Source organism: Paenibacillus sp. EKM212P (assembly GCF_011066115.1).
Lineage (GTDB): Bacteria > Bacillota > Bacilli > Paenibacillales > Paenibacillaceae > Paenibacillus > Paenibacillus polymyxa_B.
In genome coordinates this window covers 116700-140670 of the sequence record NZ_JAAMNR010000001.1, presented here as the reverse complement: position 1 = coordinate 140670, position 23971 = coordinate 116700, and the positions used below count along the sequence as shown (strand labels likewise).

Sequence of the window (23971 nt, the reverse complement as noted above, 5' to 3'; positions counted from 1 at the left end):
AAAAGTCGGACAAGGAGGCGGGAACGGTGGATGATCTTGTTCACTCCGACATCACAGATCTAGACACACTTGTTAACATGATTAAGCTGTCTTTTTCATTTGCGGATGGTGCCAATATGATTGTTTTATGCGATCGGCTGTATAGCCAGGTCAACCAAAAGTATCAGGAAATACAGCTCTACAAAGCGCGCAAGAAACCTATACAACCCATACATACCAAACGGCCGCTAGTCTACTACTACGGCTACAGTCATCTCATGAAAGGCATGGCCTTCCAAAAACAGGGCAAGTATGAGGCCGCTCGCGATTGCATTGAAAAATATGCAGAATTGGGCTGGTTTAATGGTCTCGATCAATATGGGGAAGCAGAGGTTGAATATTACCGCTATGCTGCCATAGCTAATCTGTATGCTCTTGATATTTTGACAGGCCATGCCGAAGTGTTGCAGGAATACATCCAATTTCTTCGTAACAATCCGGAAGAGCTGTTACCGGGGCTTCTTTCCATCGTTGAGGGAGCGTCGAGATACGACTATCCTTTAGAGGCTGTGCTTAAATCATTTGCCGAACAAATTGAAGGTTTTAAATATTTTGAAGAGCCTGTGAATGTATCTTATTATTTTCGCTTCTGCTATCAACTGGCTCTTTATTATATCAAGCAACAACAGTTTACGGTTGCGTTGGGCTATATCCTGCAATCTCTCATGCTGTCCGATACTCTGGGTATGGAACATGAGCATGAGTTTAGGAAATGTACCGCTATATTTGAAATTTTCAGATCCCAAGCTACAGCAACACAGCAAGACCAATATATAACTATTTTAAAAGGAGTGTTAAAGGATGAAAAAATTGATTTTACGCCCTCTGTCGCTCAGTCTGTTTAGCTTGCTAGTGTTTGTTACAAGTCATGACCTTGTCACGGTGTTTTATCATGGAGCCAATCATTAAGAGGGCAGAAGTAAAGTAGAAAATTAGTTGTTTTAGCAGGTAGGCAGTTCATTTGAAAATATGATGTGGAAGTACACCCAATAGCAAGTAAGCTCATTAAGATCAGGGCTTACTTGCTATTTGGCGTATGATGAAGATCGATCATAACGCATATATATAACGTGGTACATGTCCCAAAATTATTTAAGCTGTCGTAGGTTTATGCAGCAAACCTTGTTCTGATGGGTGCAATGAAATTCTTGTCTGTTGGTAGCTCGGGAATGGTTCTTCCGTACTGTATGATCTGCTTTTTAACACTGCATCCAGTGCCCGTAGCAAGGAGCCTATGAATTGCTCTGGAGAAAAGAAAATGCTTTTCCCGACCATATGAATGTGAAGCTCGTTATGGTCACGGTTACTTACAGACAGCAATATACCTTGACCCTGAAAACCCGTACCGATTGCGCGTATTTTGTTTATACCCGAGAGCAGCATTTCCGTTTTCACCGCACGCCCCTGTTCCTCCACAAATACAGAAATCAGGCGTTTGTCTGTAACGATAACAATTTGGTTACCCCGAAACGTATGGCTCAGGTGTAGAAAATCTTTATATACCCCAATAGTCTGCTCATGCGGAGAAACAATCCCCATTCGTACAAACTCATCCAGCTCAGTGATATCGGGCTCTTGATGATTTTTAATTCGTTTTTTGATACTGAACTGAATGGTTAGGATACCCAGAATAGCTATGAGAAAAGCGCTAAGTCGGACGTTAAATATAAAGAACATCAGGACAATAAGGCCGCCTACTAGCCATTGTCCCCAAGTTAGATAGCGCAGCTTTTGTTGTACCGTACGACGATAATAACCGTAGCCCTTTCCCGGTTGATACTCCTTAGTAAACTTTGTCATACCACGCATCATGGTTAATCCATAGACGGATAAAATTGTCATCGCGAGCGCCAAGAGCGTCATAAGCCATTCCTGAGCTGCAATGCCAACTAAAGTACACAGGCCAAACATGATGAGCCCCGCCCAGCAGGCAACCTTTTTAATTCGAACCTGTTTCTGAATCGAACGAACCAATTCTTCCATTCTTAATCCTCCTGATCTAGGTATATAGGTAATGATTGGAATTACATATAGTCTTATCGTACCATCTGATAGTCTTCTTCGTAAATTAATAGATGTAAAAATCCAAAGGATGGAAGAAAACTTGTGCGTATAGTTAGATCCCCACCTGAAATTTAGATACCAAAATCAAAAAATCCAGTACTACTCATTCGAAGCAGAAGCCTCTAAAATAATAAATGTAAGTGCTTACATTACAAAGAAGGGAGGTCCTCGTATGAGAACAGGATGGAAGAATCCGCAGCCACAGCCGCCGGTTCGATCGGGTAGAGGGGCATCACTAGCGCGCAAATGGGTTCAACAAAGACATTTGCAGACTATGGCGCTGCTTGGGGTGGTTTGGATGATTATTTTCCATTACATTCCGATGTACGGCATTTTGATTGCTTTCAAACAGTTTGACATCATTGGTACCCTATCAAGCGCACCTTGGGCGGGGTTAGAGCATTTTCGGGCCTTTTTGGAGGATGATAACTTTTGGTACATTGTCAAAAATACACTGGGCATTAGCCTACTCAAGCTGGCCATCGGGTTCCCGTTGCCCATTGTATTTGCTCTATTCCTGAATGAAATACGATCTACTCGGTTCAAAAAATCTATTCAGACCATTTCGTACCTTCCTCACTTTTTATCTTGGGTCATTCTTGGCGGGATCTTAACGACGTGGCTGGCAGATACCGGGATGATTAATCAACTGTTGCTAGCCTGGGGTTGGATTGACCAGCCGATCAGTTATTTGGCAGAGCCGAGCTATTTTTGGGCTATCGTCGTTAGCTCGGATATCTGGAAGGAGCTTGGATGGTCAGCTATTATCTATTTGGCAGCCATGGCGGGGGTATCTACAGACATGTACGAAGCGGCCACCATTGACGGGGCCGGACGGTTTCAGAAAATGTGGTACGTCACACTTCCCGCTATCAAGGGGACAATATCTATTTTGTTTATTTTGGCGGTTAGCGGCATATTGAACTCCAACTTCGATCAAATTCTCGTCCTGCGTAACTCGCTGAATGAAAGTGCAAGTAATGTAGTTGATATTTATGTGTATCAGGTGGGCATTCAGCAGGGCCGTTTCTCGTATTCTACCGCGGTGGGTTTGCTGAAATCGGTTCTTGCTCTCATTTTGCTGCTAATTGCCAATTCGGTGACCAAGCGGGTGAATAATACATCTCTATTTTGAAGGAGGACGGCTGCATGCAGCTATTGCAACGCAGAACAGCAGGCGAAGCGATATTCGATTTCATGAACAACGTCTTCATGCTGATCATTTGTTTTGTCACGTTGTATCCCGTGTGGTATGTGCTGATGAACTCCTTTAACGAAGGAGCAGACGCTATGCGGGGCGGCATTTACTGGTGGCCAAGAGTCTTCAGTCTGGGCAGCTATCAGGCCGTATTTGCTAACAACGGTATTATGACTGCGATGGGAGTGACTATTGCCAAGACGCTTATCGGCACGATTGTTCATGTGTTTTTTACCGCTATGATTGCATATGCATATTCCCGTAAGGAGCTGATCGGGCGCAAGCTATATATGCTGATTGGCACCATTACTCTGTTTTTTGGTGGGGGATTGATTCCAACGTATTTGCTGATTCGTGATCTCGGACTGCTGGACAGCTTTTGGGTGTACATTATTCCTGCGATGTTCAGCTTTTTTGACCTTATTATTTTTATGGCTTTTTTCCGAGAACTGCCGGATGCATTGGAAGAGGCGGCGAAAATAGACGGTGCGAACGATTTCGGCATCTTTTGCCGGATCGTGCTTCCTGTATCTATGCCGGTAGTAGCGACGATTGCGTTGTTTCATGGGGTATACCAGTGGAACGATTATTTTACTGGAATGATCTATATTAATAATACGGATCTTCAGCCGATTCAAACGTATTTGTACCGGGTTGTTGCCCAATCCAGCTCTAATCAGATGATGGCTGCTGCACCGGGGGTCGTTGCCCAGTCCGTCACTTCGCAATCGATCAAGCTGGCGACGATGGTTGTGACGACACTGCCCATTGTACTGGTATATCCTTTTCTGCAAAAATATTTCGTCAAGGGTCTGATGATCGGCTCGATTAAGGGATAGCACATCATCCAAGGGGGAGATTTATGATGAACATTCGCAAATGGCAGAAGGGGCTGTTGGCTTCTGTTCTGCTGGTGGGTTTGCTCGCGGCATGTACGTCCGGTGGAGGCGGTACTGTCACGGAATTGAAGGACGAGAAGACCAAGGCTACGGCAGATGTACCAGGATGGAAGGCGGATATGGAGCCGATTACGTTTGACTGGTATTTGAACTTTTCTTGGTTCCCGAACAAGTGGGGGACGGATATGACCTCAAAGTATGTTACGCAAAAGACTGGGGTCAGCGTCAATTTTATCGTACCCGCAGGAAATGAAAATGAAAAGCTCAACACCATGCTGGCCTCCGGCAAGCTGCCTGATTTTGTCACGCTTGGTTGGGGAGAGGACGCGGTCAAAAAAATGATTGAGGGCAAGATGGTACTTCCGCTCAACAAGCTGGCCGAGAAATACGATCCGTATCTGATTAAAATAGCTGATCCGGCGAAAATGTCCTGGTATCGCCAAACGGACGGGAATGTATACGGGTATCCTAATGCTTCTTCTTCGCCACAGGATTATCAAAAATACGGCCAAAATTTTGTTTCCAACCAGACGTTTATGGTTCGGAAGGACATGTACGAGGCGATCGGCAAGCCGGATATGAGAACACCGGAAGGATTTTTGAAAGCGCTTCAAAAAGTGAAAGAGAAATTTCCGGAGGTGAACGGTCAGCCTCTTATCCCGATAGGATTTCACGAATTTACAGATAACGGAAATTATTCTTTTGAAGACTATTTACTCAATTTCCTAGCCATTCCTCATGAAAAGGACGGCAAGCTATACGATCGTCGTTCGGACGAAGAGTATATTCGCTGGCTCAAAACATTCCGTCAAGCAAATGAGCAGGGCCTGATCGCCAAGGACGTATTTATCGACAAACGTCCGCAAATGGAGGAAAAGGTGGCACAGGGCCGATATTTTGCCATGCTATATCAGCGTTCTGACTTTGCCACGCAACAGGTACTGTTATATGCGAAGGACCCGAACTCCGTCTATATCGCGGTGGATGGACCTTCGAACAGTAAGCTGGACCCGCCGACGCTGGCCGGGCCGGGTATTTCCGGCTGGACGGTGACGCTTATTTCGAAGGATGTCAAGGACAAGGAGCGGGCTATTGAATTTCTGACTTATCTGATTAGCGAGGAAGGAAATCGCGACCTATATCTGGGGGAGCAGGGCAAGCTATGGGACATGGTTAACGGTAAGCCAGCCTTCAAGCCGGAGGTACAGGAGCTGCTGAACAAGGATCGTTCTGCTTTTGATAAAAAATATGGCGCCTCCTTCACCTTCTGGATGCTGATGGATACGAATATGAATTTGCAGTGGGCGCCGCCCAGCGTCGAGCCGGATAAGCAGCCAGAGGATTGGACGAAAGGCAAGACGAAAGGCTTCTCCCAATATGACAATATTAAACCGACCGGAACTTCGGCAGAGGGCATTGCGTCAGGCCAGATAGATAAAATTTGGGGCAAGACATTGCCGAAGCTGCTGCTGGCTTCCTCAGATGAGGAATTCGACCAGCTGTTTGCTCGCTTTTTGGAAGACCGCAGAAAAGCAGGATATGACAAAGTTATGGTCTATCAACAAAAAGCCTATGAGGAAAACCTTAAGAAAATTGAACAGTTCACCAAATGATTAATTCAATGACTTAATCTATTGAACCCCTAAGGATGTGATTTCATGCCAGGCCGTGCACGTTCACAGATGAAGAGCCTGCTGCGCCGCACTATATGGCAGTGGATGAAGGGTACGGCCGATCGGCTTGGCGGTTGCTCCCTTCAAGTTAAGCTCATTGTCGCGTATATCGGAGTCATTTTAATTCCGGTGGTATTATTCTCGCTATATACCTTTCACCAACTGTACGAGAATACCATGCACGACATCACCGTACAAAATCAGTATGTGTTGGATACAGAGCTGGCCCATATTCATAGCAATATGGAAATTATGGAGCGGACCGCACAGCTTGCGATCTCAGATCGCAACGTGCTTCGTTATCTGACCGAGGAACGTGAAATAAGCAGCGATGAGCTAGTCCAATTCAACTTGAATGTGTTTCCAAATTTACAGCACTTGCTGTACAGTAATCCCAATGTAGAGAACATTCGACTGTATACCAATAATCCCCAGACGCATGAAATATGGCCGATGATTTTCAAAGAATCACGATTGCCTAAGGCTTCCTGGCTGAAAACGGCCCAACTCCGACAAGGGAAAATATGGTGGGAAATGTACAAGGGGCCGAAAAGCTTACTTCTGGGGCAATCCCGGCAGGAAAGTGAGACAGTGCAGTATATGGCACTGCTGCGTGAAATTCAGTCTACCGGAGGAAGACACGCAGGGTTGGTAGAAACAAACATGAGGTTGGAGCTATTTTCACCTAGAGTATTTGGAATCCCACAACGTGATCGTGCATGGCAAATGTTCATTCTGGACGGCGATTCCAGCGCAAGGAACGCTGACAAACCAATGTCTTCTAGCGATATAGCTACAGCTTCCTCTCAATCAGATTCACTTTGGATCCCTCTGTCCCATGTGCACCATCTGTTTCAGTCCCAGGTTCAGGGACCGGGTGGTGCTTTTGATTTTTCCTATGAGAATAAGCCTTATCTCGGTATGTATCGTTATATAGAAGGGTTGGACGCCTATTTGCTAAATGTGGTGGCGTTGGACGGTCCGCTGGGTGATCTCCGTCAGAAACGCAATGCCATGCTGCTCATTATTAGTATGCTGATTGTGTTTATGTCCGTCATTTCTTATACCCTGCATGCCTTCATTCTCAAGCAGCTACATACACTGCGTGAATCCATGAAAAAAGTAGAGCAGGAGGGTGACTTTCAGCTTAGAATTCCAGTATATGGGCGGGGAGAAGTGGCTGAGCTGGCTCTATATTTTCGCAGTCTGCTAAGTCGGATTAACGGACTCATTGCCGAGGCAGTACACAAGCAGGCCGCTGCTCAGGAGGCTGAACTGCTAGCGCTCAAGCATCAGATTGATTCCCATTTTCTCTATAATACATTGGAAAATTTAAAAATGATGGCGGAGATAGAACGACAGTATCCGCTGTCGGATGCCCTTACTTCCCTTGGCTCGATGATGCGTTATAATCTCCAATGGTCGGGGTCGTGTGTTGCGTTGCGGGATGAAATCCGCCATATCCAGCATTATGTGGCCATCATGAACATTCGCCACGATAACCAAATTGGATTGGAAATTCATCTATCGTCGGCGTTTATGGAACTGGAGATGCTGAAAATGTCGCTGCAGCCTGTAGTCGAAAATGCTATCAAGCACGGTTGGAGTACATTGCAAAGCCCATTCAGCATCACGATTGAAGCCTGCTCTAAGCAGGATATCATAGAATTGCGTATACAGGATAACGGAGTGGGGATATCTGAAGAAAGAAGAAATGCCATCATGGCTGGTCTAGCGCGAACGGATATGGATTCCCACGAGCGCGGGATGAATGGGGGAATCGGTTTGTATAATGTGCATCGCCGTTTAAGTATGCAGTATGGCGAAGAGTATGGCATAAGACTGGACAGCATCCCCGGACAATCGACGACAGTGACCCTAATTTTGCCTAGACGTTACATGATGAGGGGGGCGGACCATGACGACCAAGCTGTTGATTGCGGATGACGAGAAAAATATTCGAATGGGACTTCAAGCCATGATCGAACGGGAATTTTCCGGTCTCTATGAATGTGTACTGGTCAAGGACGGTAGGGAAGCCTGGCAGCATGTGAAGCAGTTTTGGCCCGAGTTGGTGATTACGGATATCCGTATGCCTGTTATGGATGGCATTATGCTGATGCAGCATATTCGCGAGCTTGAGCCGGGACGCAGACCTTTGGTGATCATTCTTAGTGGATATGACGAGTTTCAGTATGCGCGCGAAGCGATTCGCTGCGGGGCACGGGAGTATTTGCTCAAGCCGATTGTGAGGGAGGAGCTATTCGGTGCGCTGGCAGTTTTGAATGAGGAATTGAAGGAGAGGAACCACCTCATAGACGATAGTGTTGTCAGCGTAGAGAAAGGTAGACTGGCTGGCGCGAGTGTCATCCCCGATAGAAACGGTAGCATGACACGTGCTATCCAATACATCCATGCTCATTACAGCGAGGATTTAAATATGGCAGTAGTATCCAATTCAGTATCCTTGAATTATACGTATTTTAGTCAGGCTTTCAAAGCCTATACAGGCCTTAGCTTTGTTCAATATGTAAAAAGGCTGCGCATTGCAGAAGCCAAAAAGCTGCTGGAGTGTCAAGGGGGCAAGATTTATGAAATTGCGGCTAACGTGGGTTTTGACAATGCAAAGCATTTTAACAAAGTGTTTCGTGAGCTGGAGGGGATGACCCCACAGCAGTTTCGAGTGCAGAATCAAAAGGGTAATTAGATATAAAGAGGCGGAAAACTTGCCTGCCTTTTTACCCTTATCCTGATATAATAAACGTAAGCATAACCATGGCCTTCGATCAGAGAGTTTGTATACAATCACACGAATCGCCGAACGGAAGGGGAGAGCATATGGTTATTTATGAAACGGACCAAGCTTATATCATGACGACGCAACATGACCATGCCCATATTTCGGGTGAGTTGGCTTCACAATGGGAAGAGAGTGCCTTCAAGAATAGACGTCACAAGCAGGATTTTGTATATGCAGCAAGGGAGCATGATCGGGGCTGGATACAGTTAGACGCTGCTCCTTTCTGGAATGATCATGTGTCTGCACCTTATACATTTATTGATTTTCCGCTCAATCCTCGTTTTGTTTTCTATCGTCTTGGGATTGATGAAGTCGAACAAGGAAATACGTATGCGGCGTTGCTGTGTAGCTTGATGTACAAGGAGCTAGTCGGACGGACCGAGCACCAAAACGCTCAGGACAAGCAGATTACGCATGCTTATCAGGAGGCGGAGGAACAGCGGCGGCAGAGGCTCAAACAGGAGCTGGCATGTGGCGTAACCTTCGACCATCAAGTGCGGACGGATGTACGGAGAATGTTGTTTTGCGACGAATTGAGTCTGTTTTTGTGCAGCCGAGAGCCGGGTACGCCTACAGCAGATTATGAATGGTTTGCTGAAGGTTTAAGCTTCCCGGCTGTTCGACATGAAAGCGGGCGAGTTTGGGCCGAGTGGCTATCGGATCAGACTGTAGGTCTTTCCTTTTTTCCTTTCAGGGGCAAGGTAGGGATTACTCATACCTTTAAGCAGGTGGACAAGGAGAAAATTCGTACCTTTGGTCTCCTAGAGGCTTACCGTTCTTCCGAATGGACGCATCGAACCTTTACCGTTGAACATATCATGGAAGTAGAAGAACATAAGGAGAATGCCTGACCGTCTACGGATACAGCCTCGAACCATATTTTGTTCGTAGACGCAGAAAAAGTCAGAGCAAAGCCTCCCTGAACCAGGATTCAGAGAGGCTCGCTTTTTTCTAGCTTTAACATTTTACGATTTTGCAGATGTTTTCGCACGATTGACAATGGTCTGTACCTTATTCAATACCTTATCGCGTGCCCCTTTATTTTTCATCAGATACGTAACACCCATTCCCAATGCTGCTACCACCCATTTTTTATTCTTCATGAATAACGCCTCCTTATGATCATGTTGTCATACACGAATACTTTAAAAGCATCCAAAATGTGAAAAGATGAACGGGATTTTACGATTTAGTGATTCCTTGCACTCGTTCCGCATAACTATGATTTTACCCTTCTCCATCACATCTTACCCGTTCCTTCGCCAATGAAACGATTACGACTGTCTTTTCATGTTTAATGGATATTATTAAATATCCCGCCACAATTGCTTCAGACGCACATGACAGGGAGGTCTTTGTTATGAGAAAGAAGGAAGTGGTTGCCATGCTGCTCGCCGGCGGACAAGGCAAAAGACTCAAAGGACTTACCCGTACACTAGCCAAACCGGCAGTGTTTTTTGGAGGAACTTACCGCATTATTGATTTCCCTCTAAGCAATTGCACTCATTCTGGTATAGACACCGTAGGCGTATTGACCCAATATGAGCCGTTGGTGCTTCATTCCTATATCGGCGTTGGGAGCGACTGGGATTTGGATCGCCTGGATGGAGGAGTTTTTGTTTTACCACCGCACGAGAAAGAAAATGGAAACAACTGGTACAGAGGCACGGCGGATGCAATTTATCGAAACCTGCATTTCTTGGATCAGTATGACCCAGAGCATGTACTCATTCTGTCAGGGGATCACATTTATAAAATGGACTACAGTCGAATGCTCCACTACCACAAGGAGAAGGAAGCAGACTGCACCATTTCTGTCATCAATGTCACGATTCAGGAAGCCCAACGATTTGGGATACTGAACGCCGATGATGATCTGAAAATATATGACTTTGAGGAGAAGCCTGAACAGCCGAAAAGTACATTGGCCTCCATGGGCATTTATTTGTTCAAATGGGAGGTGTTGCGTCGCTATTTACTGGAAAGCGCAAGCGATTCTGAATCCTCACATGATTTTGGCAAGGATATCATTCCATTGCTACTTCAGCATGGCCGGTCGCTGTATGCGTACCCGTTTGCCGGGTACTGGAAGGATGTAGGTACCATTCAGAGCTTATGGGAGTCCAACATGGATCTTCTGGTTCAGGATCCGCCTTTGGATCTGAACGATCCTTCCTGGCGCATCTATACCCGCAGTCCCAATCAACCGGCCCAGTATATAACCCAACGGGCGATTCTCAAAAACAGTATTGTAAATGAAGGCTGCATGGTGGATGGAGAAGTAAGGCATTCTGTACTATTTTATGGGGTCGAAGTAGGTGAAGGGAGCGTTATTACCGATTCTGTCATCATGCCGAACGTAAAAATTGGGCGCAATGTACGTATCCACCGGGCTATCGTGAATGAGAACATCGTTATTGAAGACAACGCGTTTATCGGACCTGAAGATAGTTCTGATGAGATTATTTTGTTCGATCAGGAAAGCCAGCTTCATGCACGAATTTAACCCGGATAAGGACGGTGTCTGCTATGAGCCGACTCATTGGAGTTATCAACCTGGATCACGAACTGGATCAGTTGAAGGAGTTGACCTATTTCCGGTGCGGGGCCGCAGTTCCCTTTGCCAGTCGATATCGGCTCATTGATTTTACCTTATCCAACATGATGCATGCAGGGGTGCATGATATTGCACTGTTTATCCGCCGCAAATACCGTTCGCTGCTGGATCATCTGGGTGAAGGTCGGCCTTGGGATTTAGACCGCAGACGGGGCGGGTTGTTTATTTTGCCACCGGACTGGAATGATCCGACGGATGCATCACGTGGAGATTTGCAGCATGTGCACAACAATCTGGATTTTTTTCATCGCTCATCGGGGCAAACCCTTGTTCACGCAGGAACTCAGCATGTCAATAAGGTTGATATCGAGGATGTATACCGTTATCATCGGGAGAAAAATGCAGATGTTACCCTCGTATATAAACCCATAGACCAGCTCGAATCTGAGCATGCTCCTTGTGCACGACTGGAGATTGATGAGAACGGACGGGTGACTGGTATTCATCAGGAGCAGGATCATCATAATATTTATCTGGAAATGTTCGTGATGGACAAAGGCTTGTATCTGGATCAGGTGAAGCATTGCATTGCCCATCAGGATAATCATTTCTTTCGCGATGCCATCCAGAAAAACCCAAGTGGGCTGCGCATTTATGCGTATCGTTATGAAGGTTATCATGCAGTCATTAATTCTATCGAGAGCTACTATAAAAATAGCATGAAGCTGCTGGATCAGCAGCAGTATCAAGCACTGTTCCAGAATCAGCCGGTGCACACCAAAATCAAGTATGAAGCCCCGACTCGTTATACGCACAGCGCCGAGGTGGATCATTCGCTTGTTGCTAATGGCTGCACCATTGGGGGCAAGGTCGAGAACAGTATTCTTTTCCGTGGAGTGCAGGTGGAGGAGGGCGCGCGGGTAAGCAACTCGATTATTATGCAAAAATGTGTCATCCGTAAAGGGGCAGTTGTGGAGAATGTGGTTTTAGATAAAGATGTACAGCTTTCACCAGATCGAACTCTGATTGGAGACATTAGAGTTCCCTATGTCATTGCCAAGAATAGCGTAATTTAAAGGATATACTTAGCCATTAAAACGGAAATAACAGGAGGTACAACTTTGTTCAGCAATAAAGAAGCATTTAAGCAGGCTTTTCGAGAGCAACTGGTCGGAAGGCTGGGCAAACCGATGCAGGAGGCACAGTCGGAAGACGTATATAAGGTTTTGGGTGGCATGATTCGCGAACAAGTCGGCAAGAATTGGGCAGAAACGAACCAAGCCTACAAAGAAGGACAAGAGAAGCAGATTTATTATTTTTCACTGGAATTTTTGATAGGTCGTCTACTGGGCAGTAATCTGCTGAATTTGGGCGTACTGGATATGGTTCGGCAGGCATTGGGTGAACTGGGCTGGGATCTGGAGGAAATTGAAGAACAGGAGGCGGACGCGGGGCTAGGCAATGGTGGTCTTGGCCGTCTGGCGGCTTGCTTCATGGACTCACTAGCATCCCTTGGCTATGCAGGACATGGTTGCGGTATCCGATATAAATATGGTCTGTTTGAACAGCGTATTGTGGACGGCAATCAGGTTGAACTGCCGGATTACTGGCTACAGAAAGGGAATGTCTGGGAGGAACGCCGTCCTGACAAAAAGGTCGAGGTTCATTTTTGGGGAAGAGTGGAAACCCGTGAACAGGAGGGACGTCTTGTATTCGAGACACAGGATGTCGAAACGGTCTGGGCTGTCCCTTACGATATTCCGCTGGTGGGCTATGGTCATGCGCAGGTGAATACGCTGCGGATTTGGAGTGCGGAATCAGCGCTTGATCCCGTTCGAGGACCGATTCGAGGCGAGGGCGGTTATTACCGCTTTCTCGACTACAATCGATCGGTGGAATCCATCTCGGCATTTCTATATCCGGATGACTCCAATTATGAGGGAAAGCTGCTTCGCTTGAAGCAGCAGTATTTCCTGTGCTCGGCCGGATTGCAAAGTATTTTGCGTACGTTCGAGAAGCTTCGTTTACCTTATAGCCAGTTGCCCGATAAAATAGCACTGCACATTAACGATACACATCCGACGCTGGTTATACCGGAACTGATGCGTATTCTGATAGACGTGAAGGGCTTGGGCTGGGACGATGCATGGGATATTACGACGCGAACCGTTTCTTATACGAATCATACGATATTAAGTGAGGCGCTGGAACAATGGCCTGTCAATATGGTACGGGAGCTACTTCCTCGTATTTCCTTGATCATTGAAGAAATTAACAAACGTTATTGCGCTATGCTACTGGAGCGTTACCCGGGTCAGGACATCAAAATTGGTGAAATGGCGATTATTCACGGTGAACAAATCCGTATGGCTCACTTGGCAATCGTCGGCAGCTACAGCGTTAATGGGGTAGCTGCGCTGCATACGCAAATATTAAAGGAACGAGAGATGAAGTCGTTTCACGAGCTGTACCCTGACCGTTTTAATAATAAAACAAACGGGATTGCCCATCGCCGCTGGCTAATACATGCCAACCCGGAGCTGGCAAGCTTGTACGATGAGACCATCGGCACACGTTGGAGGACCCGTCCAAGGGAGCTCATCGACCTGCTTCGTTACAGTGGGGACGAGTCGTTCAAAGAACGGATACAGGCGATTAAGCGAAATAATAAAGTCAGGCTCGCTGAGCATGTTTTTGCAAAACAGGGCGTGCGGCTGGATACGTCCTCCATTTTTGATGTACAGGTCAAACGGTTGCATGGTTATAAGCGACAGCTGCTCAACATTTTGCATGTGATGCATTTATACAGTCAGCTTAAAAGTAATCCTGGCCTGGATGTGACGCCACGCACGTTTGTTTTTGGAGCCAAAGCCGCCCCCGGTTATTTTCTCGCCAAACAGACGATCAAGCTCATTAACAACGTGGCGGACACGATCAATCGGGATGTAGATGTCAAGGACAAGCTGAAAGTCGTTTTCCTTGAAAATTATTCGGTCTCGCTAGCCGAGCTGATTATTCCTGCGGCGGATGTCAGTGAGCAGATTTCCACGGCAGGCAAGGAAGCCTCAGGCACAGGGAACATGAAATTTATGATGAACGGTGCGCTCACAATAGGTACATTGGACGGAGCCAATGTTGAAATGCATGAAATGGTAGGCGATGCCAACATGTTCATTTTTGGATTGAAGGTGGATCAGATCGAGGCATATTACCGAGACGGCCAGTATTCGGCGCGCAAAACAGCCAACAGTGACGAAAGACTGCGTGAAGTGTTGGATCAACTCGTGAACGATGCTCCTTTTACGCGGCATGAACGGGAATTTGAGGCCATTTATCAATCCCTGATTGATCATAATGATGAATACTTTGTGCTCAAGGACTTCGCATCCTATGTGGATACACAGGTTCACATTGAACAAGTGTATCGGAATCCCTCGGAGTGGACTCGGCGTGCTATTGTGAATATGGCCCATTCTGGGAAATTTTCTAGTGATTGTACGATTCAGCAGTACGCGGCTGAGATTTGGGACATTGTACCTCTCCAAAACGATGTCAACAAGCGAATTCTGTCCTAAAACGGCGAAACAGGCGGAATAACATTGCTTTTCGAACGCTGAGGGTTATAATGACAGTATAGACATAAGTAAGGATGGGAGCTGTATTGACTCATTCCTGAACTTGAATAGTACTGTTGAAGGAGTCCTCCTATTGATAAAGCTCAATCCGAAAAGGCTCAAACCTCATAAATCGAAGAAGAAATATAATATGTTTCAAAATATATGGCGTGCGATTCGGCTGAATTTCATCAAGCTGTTGCGCGCCCCTGGTGGAGTTAAAAAGATTTCTTTGGGCTTCGCCATTGGCTTTGCGTTGGAGATGATCGTGATTTCCACGGCTTCTCTGGTATACCTTGTTTTTTATCCGATTGTTCGTCTCTCTGGCGGCTCGCTGCCTGCGGCCATTGTGGGTAACGTTGTAGGTAAGCTGACCTTTTTGCCAATTGTACTGATGCCATTCGCCAAGCAAGTGGGGGCTTGGATTTATCCATCTCATTATCCGGTACATGTCAGGGGCGGACGACTTCACGAGCATTCTTTTATGGAGCTGTTTCACGGCAACTGGTCTGTATTCAGAGACTTGCTGCACGGAGGCTTGCACATCCTGATCGGCATGTCGATTTTCGGTGTGGTGCTGGGCATTATCTCGTATTTTGTCATTCAGGTTCTGTATAATCGTTCGCTGCACAAACGGTTGGAAAAGCGGAAGTTGCGTCATGGTGCAGCATTTTCGGCGGCCAGACTGCTGAAGAATGGATAATGATGCATAAGAAAGAAGCTCTTCGAGCCTATTTATTAGGTCCGAAGGGCTTCTTTGAGTTGGGGCAAGCAACTTTTATTTTTGTATTACGTCTAAGGAATATATGTATCCATTCTTTTAAGTCTCTTTTGAGACATCAGGAGGAATTGCCCCATGAAAAAATGGAATTCTATCACTGCAACAGTTGCGGCAATATCCATGCTTTTGGGAACGGCTCCAGTTGCATGGGCACAGCAGCCCGCCGCTGCCATAGCTCAAAACGCACAAACTTCTGTTAACTTGGACCCAACCGCCACTAAGCGTTTAACAGATGTGCTGAACACATTAGCGGGGAAACAAACAATAAAGTTTACAAGCGCTGATACTGCTTTTGACTCATGGACGGTAAACGGTACTTTGAGCGGGACAGCTAATGCTGATTTCATCCAAAATTACGATTCCAAAAAGGTAATCGTGCAATCCACCAGCATTATTTATGATGCGGCTGATCTCAACAAAGTTATGGACAATAATCTACGCAGCAAGGTTGCATCGTTCCTGAAAACATTTGATTCTGATGGAGTGTTTAAAACGAAGGCCGTCTGGCGTGTATATTCCCCGGATGACGAAGGAGAACTCAAAAATTATTGGGTACTATGGGGGCATGACCAGAGTCTCTACATTGACCTTGATCAAGGAAATAAAATAACGGCCAGCATAATGTATTCGCTCAAAGACGTTAAAGCTTCACTGTCCAACAAAGCGAATCGTTCGCTTAAAACACTTGGTATTGCTTCGAGCAATCCGTTTGAATTTGTGTTTCGTCAGCATGAAGGCAATGATACCGTTTGGAATTTCCGAGACGATAATGAGTTAAACAACGTGCTGATTGGCGTGAAAACCGGTAAAGTGTGGGCCGTAAAAAACGAGCTTGGCATGGATTGGACGGGGGAAAAGGATTTTGTCAAAGCATTCGCTAAGCCAAAGCTCAGCCAAACTCAGGCTCTTTCAGCCGCGAAGTCGAAAGTGCAATCTCTTTTCGGAATTAACCTAAAAGGATATACCGTAAAAATTAAGGATAACGAGTATACGTTCTCCCAAAAAGGCGCAGTTACTGTGGTGGGAAAAATCAATAAAAAAGGAGCATTTTATTCCCTAGAGGCTATGCCCGCGAATGGAGTTCGAAATTAAGCAGAATGATTTTATTGAAAAGCGTATGATCTCTATAAGAGGCATACGTTTTTTACATATTTTGTAACAGGATTGGCTTCATTCGCTCGAATCGTTTACAATACGTGTGCATACAACAATGGACGACAGGTTAATGTACATACAAGGAGTGATGAAGTTGCGGAAGATATGGCAAATCTACTTAACAGACTGGAGAAATGTATTCAAAGTATCGACCGGGACTTTATTAGTCATTGGCATCATTCTTTTGCCTTCTGTCTATGCATGGGTGAATTTGAAAGCGATGTGGGATCCGTATGCGAATACATCTGGGATTAAAATTGCAGTAACCAGCCAAGATCAGGGTGCAGAAGTGAATGGTAAAAAGATTAATATCGGCGATGAGGTTTTGCATAACCTTCAAAATAACAAGAAGCTGGGTTGGACTTTTGTCAATGAAGCGGAAGCACGAAAAGGTGTGTTGAATGGTGATTATTATGCCAGCCTGCTGATCCCGAAAGATTTTTCAGAGAAAATTACGAGTGTGCTGACGGAAAATCCGCAAAAGCCGGAAATTGATTACGCCGTAAATGAAAAAATTAATGCAGTAGCTCCGAAAATTACATCTTCGGGGGCAACCTCTCTAACGAACCAGATTAGCCAAAACTTTATAGAAACTGCCAGCCAGGCGGTATTGACGAAGTTGAAGGAAGCCGGAGTCAAGCTGGAGGAGGAGCTCCCGACGATTCGTAACATTGAGAACCGGGTGTTGGAACTTAATAATCGATTACCAGATATCGATAGGTTGGGCAAACAGGCATTGGAGCTGGAGCAAAATCTGCCCAAAATTAAGGCACAGGGACAAAAGATCATTGCATTGAAGGAGAAAATTCCTGAAATTAACCGTGCCGGTGACCTGGTGCTCAAAATTGACAAAAACATGCCTGAGCTGGACAAGGTAGCCGCTGTTATTTTGGATATCCAAAAAAGACTACCTGATATTCAAAAGGCCGGTGATCGAATTGTTGAACTAGATCAAAATTTCAGCAAGGTAGAAAGCGCACTGGCCACCGTCCTAGAGGACACGCAAACGGCTCTTAAAGTCATTAATGCTGCCCAGAAAGCACTGCCAGAAGTACAGAAAATAGCGGACACAGGCAAGGATTTTACAACCGGTTTACTCGAATTTCTGGACAAAAACGAGGGTGCGCTTGATTCGATTGGTACAGTAGTTAAAGAAGACTTACAACTGGTACAACAAATCGCGAATGAAGTTTCTCAGATTACAGACATTGTTCGTGGTGTGGATTTTGATCCTAAAGCAGCACAAGCTACGGTGAATCGTGTCAGCGGTAGGCTGACAACTGCCGTGGGAGTGTTGGATCATATTTCTCAATTGCTGAACCGTGTGAACGGATACTTGCCAAGTCAACCTCTGGATTCACTTATTTCCCGTGTGAGCGGGGTAGAGGATCGTTTCCGACGTCTGAATAGCACAGTAACTAGCATCGGGGATGCCATTCAGCGCGGCGAAAAGCCTGCGCAAAATCTGCTGGATGACACTGATCGCCTTGCAGGAGAAATCAGTAGCGGTATTGACAGCATTTTGGGCAATTATGATACGGAGTATGCACCCGCCATCCAAAAGGCGCTGGATCAGATCAAATCCGTTGCCCGCAATTCTGCCAATGTGCTGACTACAGCTCAAGAGCAGCTACCGAATATTGAAAAGCTATTAAATGACGCACAGGCTGCAGCAGAATTCGGTCAGCAAGAGCTAACACGTCTCCAGCAGGATCTGCCACAATACCGTCAAAAACTGCATGAAGCGGCGACGACGATTCAGGGGCGCATGGGCGAGTTTACGAATGCTGTGAACAAAGCGGAAGACTTTGTAAATAACGATTTGCCAGCGGTTAAAAGTAAAATTCATCAGGCAGCAGATTTTGTGCGTAATGATTTGCCTAAAGCGGAACAACAGTTTGTCAAAATGGCTGACTTAATAGAAAATAAATTTCCTGAAGCAGAAAAAGCGGTACACCAAGTAGCTAATTTTGTAAGGACCGATCTTCCAGCTGCCGAGGATTCCATACGTCAGGCTGCAGACACAATTCGCAAGCTTAAGGGCGAAAATGCACTCGGACGCGCTATTGCATTGCTCAAGGGGGATGTGAAAAAGGAAAGTGATTTTCTCGGCAGTCCGGTATCGTTGAAGCAGGAGCGGATATACCCAATTCCCAACTATGGTTCTGCGATGTCACCTTTTTACACTACATTGTCGATTTGGGTAGGTGCGATGCTACTGGTCTCGATGTTCAGGGTAGATGTGGATGACCCGGAAGGACAATTTAAAAGCTACCAAGTGTATTTCGGACGGCTTATGACATTCTCCACGATTGGCATTTTTCAAGCGCTGAGCGTATCTCTCGGTGACTTGTTCCTGCTCGGGGCGTATGTGGATGCCAAAGTAGCTTTTGTACTATCGTCTATGCTGATCAGTCTGGTGTTTACGGCGATGACCTATACACTAGTTTCTGTGTTCGGCAATATCGGCAAGGGACTGGCAGTCATCCTGCTGGTGCTTCAATTCTCCAGTTCAGGAGGGACATTCCCGATTGCGACGAGTACACCGTTTTTTCAGGCGCTGAATCCGTTCGTACCATTCACCTATGCGGTTAGTCTGTTACGAGAGACAGTAGGAGGGATGTTGCCTTCAACGGTGATACGAGATGTGGTGATGCTGTTTGTATTTATCGGTGTTTGCTTCCTGTTTGGAGTGGTGTTTAAGAAGCCGCTCAGCAAGCATACGAAAAAAATGGCCGAGCGAGCAAAAGAAACGAAATTGATTCCTTGATTGTAAAAAAAAGTGAGTTACGGTGGTTGAAGTGAGCCGCTCCGCGAAGGATTTGATCTTACGATCGCTGTTGCCACGGGATTCTTGGGATTAGATAGACATGAAAAGGTAAGAATCCCGTGGCAAAGGCGAGCGCTCTGCTTCTCCAGATTCAAATCCTCCGCTCCGCTGGCAATCGCCGTAAAGTCACTTCTTTTAATATTCGGCGGGTAGTATAAGGGGAGACGGCCTCGCGCTTGCTGCTTTTGCGGTGCGTGGGGCTTTTTTGCATGCGTTATCCAACCTTTAAATTGCATTCGGGGTTGTTTCAATGTGGTTTGTTCTGGTGAATAAACTGAGTATGGTCTTTTTTGGCATGTCATTTTGCGGAATTTTAAAATCCTTAGGCAAAGGCGGGAGATAGTATGGAGTATTCATACTTAGGAAAGTCAGGCTTGAAGGTTAGTCGGTTATGTCTGGGCACGATGAATTTCGGACCGGAAACCGAAGAAAAGGATGCGTTTAAAATTATGGATGCCGCACTGGATGCAGGCATTAACTTTTTTGATACAGCTAATGTATATGGCCATGATCGTAAAGGTTGGACAGAGGAAATTATCGGACGTTGGTTCCAGCAGGGCGGCGGAAGACGCGAGAAAGTCGTGTTGGCAACGAAGGTATACGGAGATATGAAAAATGAACATGACGGACCCAATGCAGGATCAGGCTTGTCTGCTTATAAAATTCGCCGTCATTTGGACGCGTCGCTGAAACGTCTTCAAACCGACCATGTAGAGCTATATCAAATGCATCACATTGACCGTAATGTGTCATGGGATGAACTATGGGGCGTATTCGAGTCCGTGGTGGATCGCGGACAGGTTGATTATATCGGTTCTAGTAATTTTGCAGGCTGGCATATTGCGGTGGCGCAAGCCGAAGCGAAGGCACGACGTTTTCTGGGGCTTGTATCCGAGCAGCATTTGTACAATCTGAACGAACGTTCCGCTGAGCTTGAAGTGTTACCGGCAGCTCAGGAGCTGGGTCTGGGTGTGATTCCATGGAGCCCGCTGGCGGGCGGACTGCTGGGACGGAATGCGTTAGCAGGTACGGGTTCTCGCAGCGCACGCGCCAAAGAAAAGGTGGAGCAGAATCGTGCGAAGCTGGAGCAATTTGCAGCATTGTCCCGCGATCTGGGTGAAAAGGAAGACGTGATTGCACTGGCTTGGGTACTGTCCCATCCGGCCGTAACGGCTCCAATTATCGGACCACGGACCTTAGAACAGTTAGAGGATGCTCTACGGGTACCTGAGGTCAAATTGAGCGAAGATGTGCTTGCCAAGCTGAATGAGATTTTCCCCGGTCCGGGAAAACCTGCGCCAGAAGCCTACGCTTGGTAATAATACTTCGTACTCGTCATAAAGCATTATTCTTTGTGAGAAATAATCGGCAAAAAGCAGCAGATCAGGTGCTTCCTCTTTGATCTGCTGCTTTTTTTCTGGTGTCTGATTCACACTTGAACGACCATGGCAAGAATAAATATACGCTAAACGGGATCAATCTTTTTAGATATTATTTGCTGAGTGGATCACCCCTGAAAACACAGCCACCAAGGCGGACTGTACCGTCTGTTCCTTACTTGGCATTCCCACGCTAAAAACTCCATATACAGAAAACAATAACCAGAAGGGGAAGCTGGCTAATGTCATCCCGAGCATACGTTGATAGGCATCCAATCGTCCCGCACAGGCTTCCATCATTTTACGATTATTTAATGGATAGATTATTCATTTCAAGAGTTTCTCCACAGTTGACAAGGCAAAAGGGATGCTGTATATTACTTAAAGTTGATGTTAATAGTAATTATTACGATTTAAAAGAATGAAAAGCTAATATTCAAGGGAGCGTAACAGCGATGAATAAGAAAGCAATACCGGTAACAGTGTTGAGCGGATATTTGGGTGCAGGAAAAACAACGATTTTGAATCATGTATTAAACAATCGGGACGGAATGAAAGTGGCAGTCATCGTCAATGACATGAGTGAAGTGAATATAGATGCTGAGCTGGTTAAAAAAGAGGGCGGCTTGTCCAGAACAGAAGAAAAACTGGTCGAGTTGTCAAATGGTTGTATTTGCTGCACATTGCGTGAAGATTTATTGCTGGAGGTCAAGAAGCTGACGGAACAAGGCGATTTTGATTATATTTTAATCGAATCTACAGGCATCAGTGAACCCGTGCCAATCGCTCAAACTTTTACATACGTTGATGAAGGAACTGGCATTGATTTGGCTTCGCTGGCAAAACTGGATTGCATGGTGACCGTAGTTGATGCGAATCGTTTCTGGCATGATTTTGAATCGGGAGAAACGCTACTGGATCGCAGGCAGGCTACTGGTGAAGACGACACGCGTGATATCTCGGACTTGCTGATTGACCAGATTGAAACCTGTGATGTATTGATTCTGAATAAGTGCGATCTGGTTCAGCCTGCGGAGCTGGACAAGCTGGAGGGTGTGCTGCGGAGATTACAGCCTGAAGCCCGAATCATTCGTACTTCCAAGGGAAAGGTCGCTCCTTCGGACATTTTGAATACAGGGCTGTTCAATTTTGACAAGGCTAGTCAATCCGCTGGATGGATTCGTGAGCTGGAGCTTGAAAGCCATACACCGGAAACGGACGAATATGGGATCAATTCCTTTGTATATCGCCGTAGAAGACCATTTCATCCTGCAAGATTGGCTGAATTTATGAACTACTGGCCGGAGGAGGTCGTTCGCGCCAAAGGTTTGGCCTGGATTGCCACCCCGCAGGATTGGGCAGCGAGTATTAGTCAGGCAGGACCATCTATTCAATTTGGCCCTGCGGGAAGCTGGCTTGCTGCGTTATCTGAAGAAGAACGGCAGGAGATCGTCGCAGCCGACCCTGAGGCTCTGGACCATTGGGATAAACAATGGGGCGACCGCATGAACGAAATCGTCATGATAGGTATCGGAATGAATCGATCGGACTTGGAAGAAGAGCTAGATGAATGTCTACTGAACGATAACGAAATGGATATGGACTGGTCCAGTTTTGAGAATCCGCTTCCTTGGCCGACATGCTGAAGCTAGTTGATCCATTCAGTAATAAAGTCCATACATTTTTTAGCTGCTGGAGAAACATTTTTTAAGGAAGCGGTAGCGATACCGATAGTACGGGAATGCCTTTCGTCCAAAGGTCGAATAGAGATGTCGTAAGGAATGTGAGACAGGATCATTTCAGGAAGAATACTCACGCCTAGGCCATTCTGCACCATAGCCATAATCGCATGGTCATCTTCTAATTCATATTTGATTTTAGGTGACATATTATGCTGTGAAAAAATATTTCTTACATCGGTGTCACAGCCTGCAACAGGCATAATGAAAGGCTCATCTCTGAGCTGTTCTACTCGAATTGAGGCTTGCTTTCCAAGAATATGATCGGAAGGAAGTAGACAAAGCATGCTTTCTTCTTTTAATGGCAACGCCTCTAATGTGTCTAACGTTGGTAGGTTCACAAAGCCGAAATCCGCTTCCCCACTGACTATCCAGCTCTCAATTTCATGGTAGTTCCCATCGAGCAGTTTTACTTCAATAAGAGGAAACTGCTCATTGAATTTTTTTAGAATACGCGGCAGCCAATGAATAGAGACGCTTGAAAATGTGCCGATCTTTACGGTTCCGATTTCCAATCCTTTAATTAAAGCTACCTCTTGGTAGAGCTTTTCGTCCATTTGTACAATCTCTCTAAATCGCTTCATTAATCTTTCCCCGTTATTGGTCAATCTGATGCCTGAACGACCTCGGATCAGAAGAGTCAGCCCTAGTTCATGTTCCAATCCAGAGATCGCATGGCTGATTGCTGATTGTGTAAGATTTAAAACTTCCCCGGCCCTTGTGAAACTTCCCATTTCAACTACGCAAAGAAAAATCTTATATTTAAACAAATTCGTGTTCACTCCTATTTTTTTATGAAATATATTCATGCATCATATCAGATATATTCATTTTTTTTATTTATTATTTATGATTATAATCAAATGAAAGAAAGGTTATTTAATTTTGTTTTAGGAGGGTCATATGAATTCAATTGCTAAAACTCCTCGGCCGCCCTATTATGCAGCTATCTTTACTTCTGAACGTACGGAAGGAGATGGCGGGTACGGAGTGATGGGAGACAAAATGGTGGAACTGGCTGCCCAACAGCCTGGTTTTCTAGGTGTAGAAAGTGTTCGTGACCACAATGGAGTAGGCATCACAGTTTCCTATTGGGAATCTCTGGACGCTATAAAGAATTGGAAACATAACGAGCTGCACAAGGTAGCGCAGGAAAAAGGGAAATCCGAGTGGTATAAAACATTTGGTTTAAGAGTGAGCAAGGTAGAACGAGATTATTTTTTTACAGTGTAAATAGGTACAA

General features: G+C 45.7%; 20 protein-coding genes and 1 pseudogene. 16 read left to right on the top strand and 5 right to left on the bottom strand.

The window, feature by feature from the left end; genetic code table 11:
- Positions 1–26: 26 nt before the first annotated feature.
- On the top strand, positions 27–884 hold the full coding sequence (locus G9G54_RS00610; protein ID WP_165175519.1) for a DNA-binding protein: 858 nt from the start codon (positions 27–29) through the stop codon (positions 882–884).
- A gap of 247 nt (positions 885–1131) precedes the next feature.
- On the opposite strand, the gene G9G54_RS00605 is transcribed toward G9G54_RS00610, so the two are convergent.
- Entirely contained in the window at positions 1132–2022 is an 891-nt protein-coding gene (locus G9G54_RS00605; RefSeq protein WP_165175517.1) for a hypothetical protein, read from the bottom strand.
- A 253-nt stretch (positions 2023–2275) separates the two neighbouring features.
- On the opposite strand from G9G54_RS00605, the gene G9G54_RS00600 reads away from it, so the two are divergent.
- From G9G54_RS00600 to G9G54_RS00575, 6 genes are all read left to right on the top strand, one after another.
- Positions 2276–3238, top strand: a complete 963-nt coding sequence (locus G9G54_RS00600) for an ABC transporter permease (protein WP_076294854.1) — start codon at positions 2276–2278, stop codon at positions 3236–3238.
- Between the two features lie 14 nt (positions 3239–3252).
- Positions 3253–4140, top strand: coding sequence for a carbohydrate ABC transporter permease (locus G9G54_RS00595; protein ID WP_165175515.1), 888 nt, complete (start codon positions 3253–3255; stop codon positions 4138–4140).
- 26 nt (positions 4141–4166) lie between these two features.
- Positions 4167–5813 (top strand): extracellular solute-binding protein, encoded by a 1647-nt coding sequence (locus tag G9G54_RS00590; protein ID WP_165176681.1) that lies wholly within the window; start codon positions 4167–4169, stop codon positions 5811–5813.
- Between the two features lie 45 nt (positions 5814–5858).
- A complete protein-coding gene (locus tag G9G54_RS00585) occupies positions 5859–7820 on the top strand; it encodes a sensor histidine kinase (protein WP_165175513.1) in 1962 nt (653 codons plus the stop codon).
- Positions 7792–8580: a response regulator transcription factor gene (locus G9G54_RS00580; protein ID WP_165175511.1), complete on the top strand. Its 789-nt coding sequence runs from the start codon at positions 7792–7794 to the stop codon at positions 8578–8580. The genes G9G54_RS00585 and G9G54_RS00580 overlap by 29 nt, the downstream gene beginning before the upstream one ends.
- Before the next feature lie 131 nt (positions 8581–8711).
- Positions 8712–9524, top strand: a complete 813-nt coding sequence (locus tag G9G54_RS00575; protein WP_165175509.1) for a DUF3891 family protein — start codon at positions 8712–8714, stop codon at positions 9522–9524.
- A gap of 114 nt (positions 9525–9638) precedes the next feature.
- Here the strand turns inward: G9G54_RS00575 and G9G54_RS00570 are convergent, their stop codons facing one another.
- A complete protein-coding gene (locus tag G9G54_RS00570; protein ID WP_023988334.1) occupies positions 9639–9776 on the bottom strand; it encodes a hypothetical protein in 138 nt (45 codons plus the stop codon).
- Between the two features lie 257 nt (positions 9777–10033).
- Here G9G54_RS00570 and G9G54_RS00565 point away from each other — a divergent pair, with 257 nt between their 5' ends.
- The 6 genes from G9G54_RS00565 to G9G54_RS00540 all read left to right on the top strand — a co-directional run bounded on the left by G9G54_RS00565 (position 10034) and on the right by G9G54_RS00540 (position 19550).
- Positions 10034–11179, top strand: coding sequence for a glucose-1-phosphate adenylyltransferase (locus G9G54_RS00565; RefSeq protein WP_165175507.1), 1146 nt, complete (start codon positions 10034–10036; stop codon positions 11177–11179).
- 23 nt (positions 11180–11202) lie between these two features.
- Entirely contained in the window at positions 11203–12306 is a 1104-nt protein-coding gene (glgD, locus tag G9G54_RS00560) for a glucose-1-phosphate adenylyltransferase subunit GlgD (protein ID WP_061830347.1), read from the top strand.
- A gap of 45 nt (positions 12307–12351) precedes the next feature.
- A complete protein-coding gene (locus G9G54_RS00555; RefSeq protein ID WP_165175505.1) occupies positions 12352–14805 on the top strand; it encodes a glycogen/starch/alpha-glucan phosphorylase in 2454 nt (817 codons plus the stop codon).
- Between the two features lie 190 nt (positions 14806–14995).
- Positions 14996–15547, top strand: coding sequence for a DUF2062 domain-containing protein (locus tag G9G54_RS00550; RefSeq protein WP_028542387.1), 552 nt, complete (start codon positions 14996–14998; stop codon positions 15545–15547).
- Between the two features lie 153 nt (positions 15548–15700).
- A complete protein-coding gene (locus G9G54_RS00545; RefSeq protein WP_165175503.1) occupies positions 15701–16717 on the top strand; it encodes a hypothetical protein in 1017 nt (338 codons plus the stop codon).
- 157 nt (positions 16718–16874) lie between these two features.
- Complete coding sequence (locus tag G9G54_RS00540; protein ID WP_165175501.1) at positions 16875–19550, top strand: YhgE/Pip domain-containing protein; 2676 nt, start codon at positions 16875–16877, stop codon at positions 19548–19550.
- Between the two features lie 17 nt (positions 19551–19567).
- Here G9G54_RS00540 and G9G54_RS25295 read toward each other — a convergent pair whose 3' ends face one another.
- Complete coding sequence (locus tag G9G54_RS25295; protein WP_238807599.1) at positions 19568–19846, bottom strand: hypothetical protein; 279 nt, start codon at positions 19844–19846, stop codon at positions 19568–19570.
- A gap of 108 nt (positions 19847–19954) precedes the next feature.
- On the opposite strand from G9G54_RS25295, the gene G9G54_RS00535 reads away from it, so the two are divergent.
- Complete coding sequence (locus G9G54_RS00535) at positions 19955–20929, top strand: aldo/keto reductase (protein WP_165175499.1); 975 nt, start codon at positions 19955–19957, stop codon at positions 20927–20929.
- Between the two features lie 186 nt (positions 20930–21115).
- On the opposite strand, the pseudogene G9G54_RS00530 reads toward G9G54_RS00535, so the two are convergent.
- Positions 21116–21310, bottom strand: a pseudogene (locus G9G54_RS00530) (multidrug resistance efflux transporter family protein); the annotation flags it as partial.
- Positions 21311–21444: 134 nt separating this feature from the next.
- On the opposite strand from G9G54_RS00530, the gene G9G54_RS00525 reads away from it, so the two are divergent.
- Positions 21445–22635 carry a GTP-binding protein gene (locus tag G9G54_RS00525; protein WP_165175497.1) on the top strand — a complete coding sequence of 397 codons (1191 nt, stop codon included), beginning with the start codon at positions 21445–21447 and terminating at the stop codon, positions 22633–22635.
- Positions 22636–22637: 2 nt separating this feature from the next.
- On the opposite strand, the gene G9G54_RS00520 is transcribed toward G9G54_RS00525, so the two are convergent.
- Positions 22638–23537, bottom strand: coding sequence for a LysR family transcriptional regulator (locus G9G54_RS00520; RefSeq protein WP_165175495.1), 900 nt, complete (start codon positions 23535–23537; stop codon positions 22638–22640).
- A gap of 94 nt (positions 23538–23631) precedes the next feature.
- On the opposite strand from G9G54_RS00520, the gene G9G54_RS00515 reads away from it, so the two are divergent.
- A complete protein-coding gene (locus G9G54_RS00515; RefSeq protein WP_025722950.1) occupies positions 23632–23961 on the top strand; it encodes an antibiotic biosynthesis monooxygenase family protein in 330 nt (109 codons plus the stop codon).
- Positions 23962–23971 lie beyond the last annotated feature (10 nt).

Excerpts from the sequence above, each read along its gene's own strand:
- G9G54_RS00605 (WP_165175517.1), bottom strand. The coding sequence starts at position 2,022 with ATGGAAGAATTGGTTCGTTCGATTCAGAAACAGGTTCGAATTAAAAAG.
- G9G54_RS00600 (WP_076294854.1), top strand. The coding sequence starts at position 2,276 with ATGAGAACAGGATGGAAGAATCCGCAGCCACAGCCGCCGGTTCGATCG.
- G9G54_RS00595 (WP_165175515.1), top strand. The coding sequence starts at position 3,253 with ATGCAGCTATTGCAACGCAGAACAGCAGGCGAAGCGATATTCGATTTC.
- G9G54_RS00590 (WP_165176681.1), top strand. The coding sequence starts at position 4,167 with ATGAACATTCGCAAATGGCAGAAGGGGCTGTTGGCTTCTGTTCTGCTG.
- G9G54_RS00585 (WP_165175513.1), top strand. The coding sequence starts at position 5,859 with ATGCCAGGCCGTGCACGTTCACAGATGAAGAGCCTGCTGCGCCGCACT.
- G9G54_RS00580 (WP_165175511.1), top strand. The coding sequence starts at position 7,792 with ATGACGACCAAGCTGTTGATTGCGGATGACGAGAAAAATATTCGAATG.
- G9G54_RS00575 (WP_165175509.1), top strand. The coding sequence starts at position 8,712 with ATGGTTATTTATGAAACGGACCAAGCTTATATCATGACGACGCAACAT.
- G9G54_RS00570 (WP_023988334.1), bottom strand. The coding sequence starts at position 9,776 with ATGAAGAATAAAAAATGGGTGGTAGCAGCATTGGGAATGGGTGTTACG.
- G9G54_RS00565 (WP_165175507.1), top strand. The coding sequence starts at position 10,034 with ATGAGAAAGAAGGAAGTGGTTGCCATGCTGCTCGCCGGCGGACAAGGC.
- glgD (WP_061830347.1), top strand. The coding sequence starts at position 11,203 with ATGAGCCGACTCATTGGAGTTATCAACCTGGATCACGAACTGGATCAG.
- G9G54_RS00550 (WP_028542387.1), top strand. The coding sequence starts at position 14,996 with ATGTTTCAAAATATATGGCGTGCGATTCGGCTGAATTTCATCAAGCTG.
- G9G54_RS00545 (WP_165175503.1), top strand. The coding sequence starts at position 15,701 with ATGAAAAAATGGAATTCTATCACTGCAACAGTTGCGGCAATATCCATG.
- G9G54_RS25295 (WP_238807599.1), bottom strand. The coding sequence starts at position 19,846 with ATGCAATTTAAAGGTTGGATAACGCATGCAAAAAAGCCCCACGCACCG.
- G9G54_RS00535 (WP_165175499.1), top strand. The coding sequence starts at position 19,955 with ATGGAGTATTCATACTTAGGAAAGTCAGGCTTGAAGGTTAGTCGGTTA.
- G9G54_RS00525 (WP_165175497.1), top strand. The coding sequence starts at position 21,445 with ATGAATAAGAAAGCAATACCGGTAACAGTGTTGAGCGGATATTTGGGT.
- G9G54_RS00520 (WP_165175495.1), bottom strand. The coding sequence starts at position 23,537 with ATGAATATATTTCATAAAAAAATAGGAGTGAACACGAATTTGTTTAAA.
- G9G54_RS00515 (WP_025722950.1), top strand. The coding sequence starts at position 23,632 with ATGAATTCAATTGCTAAAACTCCTCGGCCGCCCTATTATGCAGCTATC.